The following is an 11034-nucleotide window of genomic DNA, read 5'->3' as shown; positions in this document are numbered from 1 at the left end:
CCAATCATTGGGACATGCAAACGTGACGTTCCGGAGAAGCCCGATGAACATGGCCCTGCCCCCGCCACTGGATGTCTATCTGAACGCGGAAGCCACCAGCGACACCGCTCCTCTCGCGAACTGCTTCGCTGCCGATGCCGTCGTGCGCGACGAGGGCCGCACTATCGAGGGGCTCGAAGCCATCCAGGCCTGGAAGAAAGACGCCAAAGCCAGGTATCAATACAACGTCGAGCCGTTGGACCTGTCCCAGGATGGCGCCGCCGTGACGATGCGCGCCAGGCTCACCGGCGCCTTCCCCGGTAGCCCGGTCGAGCTGACCTACACGTTTGTCCTGGCCGGCGGCAAGATCGCGTCTCTGGAGATTCACTGATGAGCGCCGCACTCGAACTTCAGGGCCTTCGGGCGCTTGTCACAGGCGGGACCAAAGGAGTCGGTAAAGCCGTTGTCGCGCACCTTTGCGAGGCCGGCGCGAACGTCCTTGCGACGGCACGTTCGCGTCCCGATGACCTTTCCGAAGAAAGGTTCATCGGTGCGGACCTTCCCCCCGCGACAGGCTAAGGGCCGCTTACGGGGCACACTGGGCATCGTCATACGCGCCTCTGGAACCGGCGATATGGTCCAGGCTTCTTCTTCCACCTTTCGGCGTCATGTCCCCAATGCGTCAATCCTTTCGTTGCATCGCGTCGACCATAAGTCGATACAATGTGCCCCGTCCTTCTAGCTAAACATTTCCGGCCGCAAGTCGCTTACCTCGATGATTACGTCGGCTGGAAGATTCGCGCGGCGTGCAGCGGCGCGGATGGCGTCGGCGTTGGGCGCCTCATACAGACAATAAGTCTTCTTCTTGTCCGCACTGAGAAACGAAAAAAGCCACTCGACGCCCTCCTCGTCGTTGATTCTCTTCACAGTCGCAGCACTTTCACCCGTGACCTCAAGTTGTTCTGCAAAGTTACGTTCAATCATAAAACGTGGCATGAGATTCTCCTTGAGTAGTGACCGCAGGTCTCACGTCGAACTCTGGGATAGCCGGTGCTAATTTCTGGGCTCCGCTCTTGTCTGCGCGCCACCAATGCGTTCGACGAGCGCGAACATCTGGAGTTTATTGGCTGCGGTGGCCGCCATCGAGAGCAGATCTCGCGCTCGTGCTCTATCTTCGATGCCATTGCGCGCTGCCAGCATGAGCGCGTATTCGTGCCGGTCGTGCGCAAGCCAGGGCCAGGCCCGCAAGCGCTCATCCATCCGCAGCGCGTACTCGAAGTGCAGTTCGGCGGCTGACCAGTCGCCGAGAGTATGGGCCAGCATGCCAAGAAACCGTGCCACAGAACCGCAGCAGAGCGTAAAGACTGGAACCGTGACGACCTGATCCCGGAACGGCAGGAGCAGTGCATAAATCCGTTCGGCATGTTCGACGTCCCGCAGGCGGGCAGCAACCTCCGCCAGATATGTCAACGTGACAAGCCGCTTGCTGTCCACGGGGAGGGCGAATTCCGATTCCGCAAGCCGATCGAGATTGTCGCGGGCCTGCGCCTCGAAGCCGAGATCACTGCAGATCAACATGAATCCTGGCCGCCACGTAGCGTCCTCGGAATGCTCATCGACAAACCGCTTGAAGATCGGCGCTACGCCGGCGAGCCGGCCCTGTTCGCGGCGTATCGTGAACATCTGCATGCCGTAAACACCCGTTGCCAGATTCGCGTCGGCGTTCTGCGCCATCCGCAACAGGTCGCGCGCCTTGTACTCTGCCTCGACGAAGTCACCGACAAGTATGGCCCGCATAGCCTGCGCCCCCGTCACACACCACCTATCGACGAAGTGCTGTCCACTCTCGGCAATCTGCCGATACCGTTCCAGCGCGCTCTCGAAACGGTCCACCTCGCCGATCTCCAGGTAGCCGGCAAGACATCGGGCGCATGCATGCCCGATGGTGTGCGCATCGCCGAGAACCTCCGCTATCTGCCTCAACTCCAGCAACACGCTTTCACGTTCCGGAAACCTGTTCGCAGGCAAGGGGAGAGCCCCGACATGCATCAACTCGCACGCTAACGCATCGAACAGGCTCGGCAGATCGTTCAGGCGTCTGGCGAGGGCGACAGCCTCCAGGGCAAATTCACTTCTTTGTTCGCTTGCACCGGTCATATGAACGGTGCGGACGAGGCGACTCAACAGGCGGCAACGCTCGACCGACTCCTCGGTGCCGATCAGGACGAGCGCCTCTTCCAGCAACGAAAGCGATGCATCGCCGGAGCCTTCGAGGAATGTCTCCGCGGTGTCGAACTCCAACGCTGCCTGCACGAGATACGAGGTGAGCTTCCTTTCGCGGGCAATTCGCGCCGCTTCGCGGAAGGTAGCGATAGCCTCGCGTTGGGCCAGTCTGAGCTCGGCCCTGCCTCTTGTCAGCAACAGAGGCAGCAGGTAGGCGGCACGATCCGGCTCGCTGTAGGAGCATCGGTTGAGCATCTCAAGTCCGCGCCGCGCATGAGCGATAGCCTCATCGTACGCGGCACCCGCAAGCGCCCGTTCCCCGGCACGCTGCCAATAGCTGATTGATCGATCCGGCAGGTCGGCTGCGGCGAAGTTCTGAGCGATCAATTCGGGTTGCCGCTCGACAATGTCCGGATAATGCTCTTCAAGAGCAGCGGCGATCAGCGCGTGGAAGGAGCGGCGGCGCGCAAGCAGCAGGGATTGGTAGGCAATCTCCTGGATCAATGCGTGCCGGAATAAAAAGGCGTCACCCTCAGCGACTTTGCCTGAAGCAGGAACAATGATTTCCGCTGCAATCAGGCGGTCGAGCGATTCACGCAGTTCGTTCTCTGACCTGGACACAATCAGGCCAAGCAGCTTTCTGCCGAACTCACGTCCCACTGTAGCCGCGACCTGAGCGGTTTCCTTGACGGCTGGCTCCAGCCGGTCGAGCCTCGACAGCAGCGAGCCCTGCAGCGTGTCCGGTATCGCCATTGCCTGCGGCGTGCTTTTCAACTCGTAGCTGGCGCCGGCATCCTGCAACAGGTCGCCCTGGAGAACGGCCTTGGTCAGTTCCTCGACAAAAAGCGGTACGCCGTCCGTCTTGGAGACGATCTGATCGAGTATGAGATCCGGCAGCCGCTTGCCACCCGTCAGCCGCTCGATCATCGCAATGCAATCGCTGCGTGATAGCCGATCGAGATCGAGCTTTGCGAGGTGGGGGTACGTCCAGCCCGGGGCGAACTCGGGCCGCGCCGTGATAAGTACCATCAGCCGTGCGGACACAAGCCGTTCAACCACGAGCCTTACGAACTCGAGGGATGACGGATCGATCCAGTGCGCGTCTTCGACAACGACAAGTACTGGCTGAACGCGCGTCGACGTTTCGAGCACGGCCACCAGCACGTCCAGCACCCGGCGCTTGAAGGATGGAGAGGATGTGTCGACTGCCGAATAGCGCGCGCCTGTCGGAACTCCGAGCAAGGTCGTAAGGACCAGAAGCGTCTCGTCGGCATCGAGTCCGAGTCTGGCGATTCCGGTCTCTATCCGCTCCCTATGAGACGCATCTGACGCGTCCGGGCCGACGCCAAAAGTGCGCTGTAGCCAGCGTTGTACCGGCCAAAAAGGGCTATTGCGATAGTACGCGGAACAGTGAAGCGAAACGATCGCATGGGTGTCTTCAGCGATGCTGTCGCAGAGCGCCCGCAGCACGCGTGATTTGCCAATTCCCGGCTCGCCGGTCAACAGTACGCAGCGCATCTCGCCTTCGATGCTCTGCTCCCAGCGCCGCTTGATCATGTCGAGTTCCGCAGCCCGGCCGACGAGTGGCGTCATCCCGTGGAGTGCCCTGATTTCGAAGCGGTCGATCGTATCCGCTTGCGCCAGCACTCGTTGGACCCGGACTGCACCGGCGACCCCTTTCAGTTCTCGCCAGCCAAGGTCTTCGAGCTTGAATGACCCTTCGATAAGGTGTTGGGCGGCCGGACCCACGATGATGGCGTCGGGCGGAGCGAGCGACTGCAGCCTTGCGGCGATGATTGGCACCTCTCCGACGACTGCCTGGTGATCCAGCGAAGATCCGGCGCCAATCGTGCCGACGACGACGAGTCCCGTTTCGATCCCGATACGCACATGCAGACGCACGCCGTACTCGCTTACGATGAGATCGTTGGCCTCGCGAAGTGCCGCTATGGCGGCGAGCGCGGCGAGTACCGCACGTATGGCATCGTCTTCGTGCGCATTCGGATAGCCGAAATAGACCTGCAGGCCGTCGCCGATATAAAGCGCGATATGACCTTCATGAGCTTCGATCGCGCACGCACAGGCTTGATGGTAGACCCCTAACAGACGTCGCATCTCCTCTGGATCGAATCGCTCCGCTAGCCCTGTCGAATCGATGAGGTCGACGAACATCACTGTAATTTGCCGCCTCTCGGCCTCGATGGCTCCGGGTCCAGGCGACGATGGTGAGTCTCCGCGTTCCGCCACCCGTTCAAGCGAATGTGCGTGGACTTCGTTCAGCGCTGCAAGTCCTTTTGCGAGCCGCTTGCGGTCGCCAAGCGTAAGGCCGAGTTCCTTCAGGTCGCCCGCAGAAAGTTCGCCGAGCACATCCCAGTCGATCCCTTGCGAAGTGAAGTTCGCAGCGTGCGCGCCGAGGCCAATCTGCGCTAACCATGTCGTCAGATCGTCGGTCATTGCTGGATCTCTGGAGTACCCTTCCAACATCATCACGCTTCGGCGCAGCCACTCAAGCGTCGGTTCGGTTTTTAGACACCGGACCTTGTTAAGTAGGTGCAGTGAACATTGCGCCGACTGGTGACCTGCCGAGTATGGATCCTCAGCTTAATTGATCGCTGAGGAGTCGCCCCCTCCAGCCGGCCGCGAGTTGCTCGGTCATTCTCGGTCTATTCGGACGGGTGCAGTCCGCGACCGACTTCCTGCTCGCGTAGATCAACGGACTCAGGTTTGAATGGGGAGCATTAACCTGGCGGAGTTCGGTCAGCCCGTGAATTGATTCGCGCGTTGCGCTGATCAGATTCGGCGCGGCGCGGATGCCCCTCCAAAGGCGCGCGGAATCAAGTCGGCATCTCGCACGTATCCCTTAGCCATTAAAAAGCATAGTGCTCCGACGCAATTGCCGGAAGGAACTTCCGATTGACAACAACACTGGCAAACGACCGACTACCAGCCGAATGAACCCGACCAGTCGGCAGCCGCTCCCTTTTTTAGTCAAATTGAAAAAAGGGGTACGTCCAACTGGAGACTGGACCGGCAACACGCCTTAGAGCGTCCGGCACAGCTTCAAATTTTCATTTGAATGCCGGATTATTGGGTTGCAAGCGATGGACGTGTCGCACGCCGACAGTTGCTAAGTGAAGGAGACATTGCACCGCTACCGGACATTCGCGGTAACGACTACGATCATTTAACGTTCGGAAACAGCAGACATGGCAACTCGCCACGATCGGCCTGGCTGCTGTTGCGACGGATGAAGATTCTCATATTCACTGGGTGATCGCTTATTCATCGAGATGAGGTCGGTAGGCCATGGGTACTCAGTTCTGCAGCGACGGCCTTTATGTCGGCAGATGCCTTCGAGGCCCGATGGGGTGATCTGGACCGCGCTGCAGACAACGGCAATCCGTACCCCCACGAGAATCTCACCTACTTGCTCAATCAGGCGACGCGAGAGGTAGCACAGTTGGCACCGGTGCTGGAATAACTGGGCGCACTGACGGCATAGACGCGCCACTTTCCCGTGCTGCCAGGCGATGTCGAACGAACAGAATTTCGCTACGGTACTCAATGATTTTAATGGGGTGTCCCATGCCTTTCTCTCGTCGCATTTTCCTCAGTCTGCCTCTCCTTGCAAGTGCCACGTCACTCACCTGGGCCGACGTCCTCCAGTCATCTGCTGGCCCACAGCCGTTCGGTGCCGAGCCAAAGAATGGCAAGACGCATGCCGAAATCACTGATGCCAACGCCCAGCAAGGCGCCATCGGTATCGTCGACGAGCCCGAGGTCAAGTCCGTTCCACACACGGCGGCCGCTGGCGCGCAATGGTTCCCACAGGCGGGTTTCGGCCTGTTCATTCATTGGGGTTTGAGTAGCGTCTTCGACACACGGGGCAAGAGGGTGGGGGATCTTTCCTGGGCCATGATGGCCGGGGTCTGGAAGAACAAGACGATCACCGATCCCAAGGAGCAGGAACGAATCGTCCGTGAAGCGGACTGGAATTTCGATGGCAAGCCACCGGCAATCACACCCAACCAGTATTGGGCCGCGGCCAAAGACTTCGATCCGCAGAACTACGACCCCGACAAGTGGATCGCCGCAGCCAGGGCCGCGGGTTTCACCTATGCCGTGCTGACCACCCGCCACCATGAGGGCTTTGCCCTCTGGCCGAGCGCCTACGGCGACTTCAGCACGAAGAATTTCATGCACGGGCGCGATCTCGTGAAACCGTTCGTCGAGGCCTGCCGCAAGTATGGACTCAAAGTCGGTCTCTACTACTCGCCGCCTAACTGGTATTTCGACCGCGACTATATGAACTTCATGGACTACGGCACGGCAAAAATGAATCCCTGGCTTCCCGAGCTCGATCCTGACCTCAAACCGCGCACAGAGCAAAAGACGCAGGAGCAGAAGGCGAAGCATCTGGCGGCGTATAACGCCATGATCAAGGGGCAGGTGGAGGAGCTCCTGACCCGCTACGGCAAGATCGATCTGCTCTGGTTCGACGGCGCCATTCCGGCGCCGGCGGAGGGGGCACCGCGCCTGACTCAGGCGCGTGTCCGCGAGCTTCAGCCCGACATCGTGCTGTCACCGCGCTATTTCCACGATGGCGACTACGTCACCTTTGAAGGCCCCGCGCTCGAGACGCGTGAGGTCGCGCGCGACTACTGGGCCGAGTGGTGTACGACGTGGACCCAGGGGTGGGCCTACAACGATGCCCCGTTCTATGCCAACGGCTTTGTGCTGGGCAACCTTGCGCTCGCTCGGTCGCTCAACATCAATTACCTGCTCGATGTTGGCCCGGACGCGCACGGCGAACTCCATCCGAACGCCTACAAAGACATGGCGGTGGTCGCGGACTGGATGAAGGTGAACGGCGCGGCGGTGCGCGCCGGCGCGCTACCCAGGCATGAAAAGGCGTCCGTTCCCGCCACTGCAACGAACGGCGTGCGATTCCTCTTCGCCATTCCCGAATTCAAAAAAACGGAGCGTGCGTTGGACGCCGACCTGATCGCGCCCACCGACAAAAGCCTAACGCTGGAGGGACTCGCCGCTATGCCGAAGGCTGTTTTCCTTCTGGGCGATGGGAAGCCGCTGAAGAGCGAGTTCAAGGACGGAAAACTCGCCGTGGAACTCCCCGCTTCGCGCCGGACTACGCTGCCTGACGTTGTGGAAGTGGAGCTGGACTAATCCGGCGGGATTTTGGCTGCTCTCGAGCGTCAACGGGTACGGCGGTCACGCGCGATTGACGATGATCTACCCCGCGACGCTGACTGACCGCTTGCGGCGCTTCCCGCCAACCCGGTCCCCAACACGGCATCGAATCGTTTTTCGACGTCTGCCGCGCAACAAAGAGGCGTGCAAGGTCCGTCGCAGCACTTTGGTCGCACAGTCGCCAAACTGCGAGCCGCACTGACTCCGGCGCACGGCTCAAGCCGGCAGTTGCCCGGGCGAGCCCTCCAGAATCCGAAGCTTCTCGGTCATATCCGGAAAATCGTGACCTGCCGCGCGAAGCTCATTCACGAGCCGATGCGCGCCTGCCCTGCAATGCGCAAGCGTTTCATGCAAGCGGGGCTCGGCTTGCAGCCCGGTCACCGCCTTCTCGAGTTCAGGTGGAGATTCGCTCAGCAGTGCGGGAACGACTTCCGCCGGTGGTATCAGGGAGCCATGACTCAATAGTTGAGCGGTCCAGTCGCATCCGTACAGGAGCGCACGTCGTTCGGCCCGTTGCGCTTCGTCGCGGTCGAGTGCGTCGAGACTGTGCCGGCTCTTCTGGATCTCGGAGCGCCACGTCGCGAGGATGTCGGCACGCAGCGCGGCTATCGCGTCGCCGAGCGCCGCGTTCTGTCCGCCTGCTACCAGCCGGCGTTCATCGAGTCTATCGACATGGTCCCGATAGCTTTCGAGGTACGCCAGCCAGTTCAACGGCAGTTCCTGCTGCTGGAAGAACGCGTGCCTCACCTCATTGAGTTCGGCGCGAATATCCTGAAGCGCCTGATTGTCTGCAACACGGGCTTCGTGAACATCGTGGGCCGTCACCATCTGTCGATGCAGCGGGAACAGTGGATTGCTGTGGCGCCGCTGCAAATGTCGCTCGGCCGCGCCCGGCCGGCTGCTCCATTTCCAGTTGGGCAGCGATTTCGCGTCGAATTCGACCGCCGCTATCATCGGCCGGAAAACCGACAAGGCTTCGTCCGTGGCGTGGCGAAAGCAGTCTGCCAGCTTGAAGTCGTTGCCTTGCAGGGACGTCTGCGCATTCCCCGCGAAAGGCGAGTCGGGGCTGAGCCTGAGCGTGCCGGTCGCCAGAAAGAATTCCGTCGGCAACTCCACCGCAAGGCCTTCCTGCATGAAGACGCGTTGTTCAGCGGCAATGGCCTCGACGGAATGCGCCACGCGGTTTTCCAGATCGAGCAGCGCATCGATAGCGTCTCCCGACGACGGCTGCGCCGCATCGGCGAGCAGGCAGAAACTTTCGCGTGCCATCCTCGCCGCGATGGTGCCGTGCTTCTCGGCAAACAGCCAGAACCAGAGCGCAAGCTGGTAGCCCTTGACCCCGTTTTGTGCCGTCGCTTCGACGTCGGGTGCAAACGCAATGCCCGGCGCGGCCCAACTCGCGAACGGCGTTGCGGCCGCACCCTGGTACATGCTCAGGAGTTGCCGCAACGATTCATGCGTGTCGGTGGGCCAGTTGTGCGCCGTCTCCTCCTGACGCTTCTCCGTCTTCCAGAACCTCCAGTCCATTCTGTACCTCGCAAGAGAGCAAGAGTCGTCGTGCCACACGGTGCGAGGAATACTTGCACACTCCGCCGAGGGCGTAAACCGGTGTTGTCCTTCGCTGCCCTCGGGGCAGTTGCCTCAAGCCCCGCTCAGTTCCTGATGGAGCGCGATGAACTCGCGCGTGAGCTTGTGCCCCGGATCGAGGTGAACGACGGGCTTCGCCTGCTGATGGGATTCGCGAATCTTTACCGAAGACGACAGCCGCGACGACAGGACCGGCAATCCCTCATCGACGAGTTCGTCGACGAGCTTTTGAGGCAGGCTCGCGCGCGGCTGGAACTGGTTGATGACGATTCCTTCAACCGTGAGATCGGCATTGTGATCCTGCTGAATCTCCTTCACGTTCTCGAGCAGCGTATAGAGCGCACGGCGCGAGAAGTCATCGCAGTCGAATGGAATCAGGCAGCGCTCCACCGCGATCAGCGCAGAGCGCGTGTAGAAGTTCAGCGCTGGCGGCGTGTCGATGTAAATCGCATCGTACATGTCGAGCTCTTTGAGCGCGTCCCGCAGCTTGTAGATCTTGTAGCGCGACTCGAGCTTACCGTGCAGCGTGTCGAGGTCGGGATGCGCGGGCATCACATCCAGATTCTCGAAAGGTGTCGAATGAATGAACGACGCGACCTCGATCGGCCTGAAGCTGAACGTCAACGCCGTCTCGAAGAAGTCCGCGACGTTGGGCTTCGCATCCACCGACGCACTGCCCAACAGGTACTGGCTCGAATTCGCCTGGGCGTCGAGGTCGATGACCAGCGTACGCCGGCCCTCGTTCGCGCTGATTGCTGCGAGATTACAAACGATTGTTGACTTGCCTACTCCGCCCTTCTGATTAAAAACGACACGCCGCATGTCTTCGCTCCCCTGTTTCGCGGTAGTCCGGTGATGTTGATGGGACTCAGCATACCTGATGTAGAGGCCGGAATATTATCCGAACGGGGCGACGACGCTGCGGCGAGGCGATTCCCTGGCAATCCTTATGATTTACGGTGCGACCACACGACTCGGCGAGCGTTCGCTGCCAAGCGGCGTTTGGCTCAATTTCCGGTTACGCTGGCCGGTCTACTTTCCCTGTCCTGGCTGGTTATATCCGGTGCCGTCGCATGCATAACTCGCGGTAGCCGGAAGCGCCAGAACAAGCGATACAGCCAACAGGGCTGCGAAAAAACGCCGAACTTTCATTTGTCGTCTCCATGGGGGTCGATAAAACGCGTGACGCGTGTAAACCCGAACCACGCACACACACCTGCCCCACTAAGGATAGGTCGGGTCACTTACAGAGGGATTTCGTGCGATTACGCCCCGATGAAGATTGCGCGCGCGAATTCGTCCGTCTAATAGGGTCGTGACGTCAAATGGTGCAAGGTCGAATCCCTGCCGGCGCGTCAGCGCGAGCCGGGCACGCGCTGCCCCGGGAGAAACCCGCCATCGAAGCCGGAGAGCGCAGGAAAGCTGGTTGCTTTCCCGGGCGCGGCAAGGCCGCCGGCGTTGCTCTGCGTGGTTCGCAAACCCGGCGCCAAAAAGACAAACTTCCACCCATCGTAGGTCTCCGCCCCCTCGAAGTCCTCGTATTGCCGCGGAAAGCCCGCGCGCTTGATCGTGGCCTCCTGCGAGCGGCTGAAGACACCGTAGAGACGATCACCCTGCAGCATGGGCTCCCAGTCGTTCTTGCCCGTGATCGGATCGGGATAAGCAAAACGCAGATGATGAAAAGGCTTGGGAAAGCGCGTGTCGTTGACCAGCTCATCGACCGATGCGGGATAAGCCCGGCCGATCCGGTAGTACCGCAGAATCGCCAACCGGTATTGATTGCCGGCGAACAGCAATTGCTTCTCCTGTTCGCGGCGGCGTTGCAGCGACCACACGTCGAGCGCGCCGGCCAACGCGATCGACATCAGCATCAGCGCAATCAACAGCGCCAGCAACACGAGCCCGCGCTCGCGCTGGCCGCGCCGCCTCGCACGCGCTTTCGCGAGCCCGGCTGCGCGCGAGGAACGAGCCGCGCGGTTCATTTGGCGGCCCCCTCCGTGCGCGGTGGCGCCCCTTAGGACTGCTCGCGGGCGCAGC

The 11034-nt window shown here is 60.8% G+C and carries 7 protein-coding genes; 2 read left to right on the top strand and 5 right to left on the bottom strand.

Going from position 1 to position 11034, the window contains the following annotated elements; genetic code table 11:
• The coding region (locus BMI01S_RS30705) for a nuclear transport factor 2 family protein (protein ID WP_255217831.1) at nucleotides 1-370 on the top strand (370 nt) is incomplete at its 5' end.
• Between the two features lie 347 nt (nucleotides 371-717).
• Here the strand turns inward: BMI01S_RS30705 and BMI01S_RS30695 are convergent.
• Both BMI01S_RS30695 and BMI01S_RS30690 read right to left on the bottom strand, forming a co-directional pair.
• Complete coding sequence (locus tag BMI01S_RS30695; protein WP_028214573.1) at nucleotides 718-975, bottom strand: DUF4242 domain-containing protein; 258 nt, start codon at nucleotides 973-975, stop codon at nucleotides 718-720.
• Between the two features lie 57 nt (nucleotides 976-1032).
• Nucleotides 1033-4656: an AAA family ATPase gene (locus tag BMI01S_RS30690; protein ID WP_028232348.1), complete on the bottom strand. Its 3624-nt coding sequence runs from the start codon at nucleotides 4654-4656 to the stop codon at nucleotides 1033-1035.
• Between the two features lie 1131 nt (nucleotides 4657-5787).
• Here BMI01S_RS30690 and BMI01S_RS30685 point away from each other — a divergent pair.
• Nucleotides 5788-7386, top strand: a complete 1599-nt coding sequence (locus tag BMI01S_RS30685) for an alpha-L-fucosidase (protein ID WP_161635553.1) — start codon at nucleotides 5788-5790, stop codon at nucleotides 7384-7386.
• A gap of 240 nt (nucleotides 7387-7626) precedes the next feature.
• Here the strand turns inward: BMI01S_RS30685 and BMI01S_RS30680 are convergent, their stop codons facing one another.
• The 3 genes from BMI01S_RS30680 to BMI01S_RS30670 form a co-directional block, all read right to left on the bottom strand.
• Entirely contained in the window at nucleotides 7627-8937 is a 1311-nt protein-coding gene (locus BMI01S_RS30680; RefSeq protein WP_028232347.1) for a tryptophan leader peptide, read from the bottom strand.
• Between the two features lie 114 nt (nucleotides 8938-9051).
• Nucleotides 9052-9819 carry a ParA family protein gene (locus tag BMI01S_RS30675; protein WP_028214876.1) on the bottom strand — a complete coding sequence of 256 codons (768 nt, stop codon included), beginning with the start codon at nucleotides 9817-9819 and terminating at the stop codon, nucleotides 9052-9054.
• 533 nt (nucleotides 9820-10352) lie between these two features.
• On the bottom strand, nucleotides 10353-10892 hold the full coding sequence (locus tag BMI01S_RS30670; RefSeq protein ID WP_042291731.1) for a type II secretion system protein: 540 nt from the start codon (nucleotides 10890-10892) through the stop codon (nucleotides 10353-10355).
• Between the last annotated feature and the right edge of the window lie 142 nt (nucleotides 10893-11034).

This window comes from Paraburkholderia mimosarum LMG 23256 = NBRC 106338 (genome assembly GCF_000739815.1).
Classification (GTDB): Bacteria; Pseudomonadota; Gammaproteobacteria; order Burkholderiales; family Burkholderiaceae; genus Paraburkholderia; species Paraburkholderia mimosarum.
This window is presented reverse-complemented; position numbering and strand designations above follow the sequence as displayed.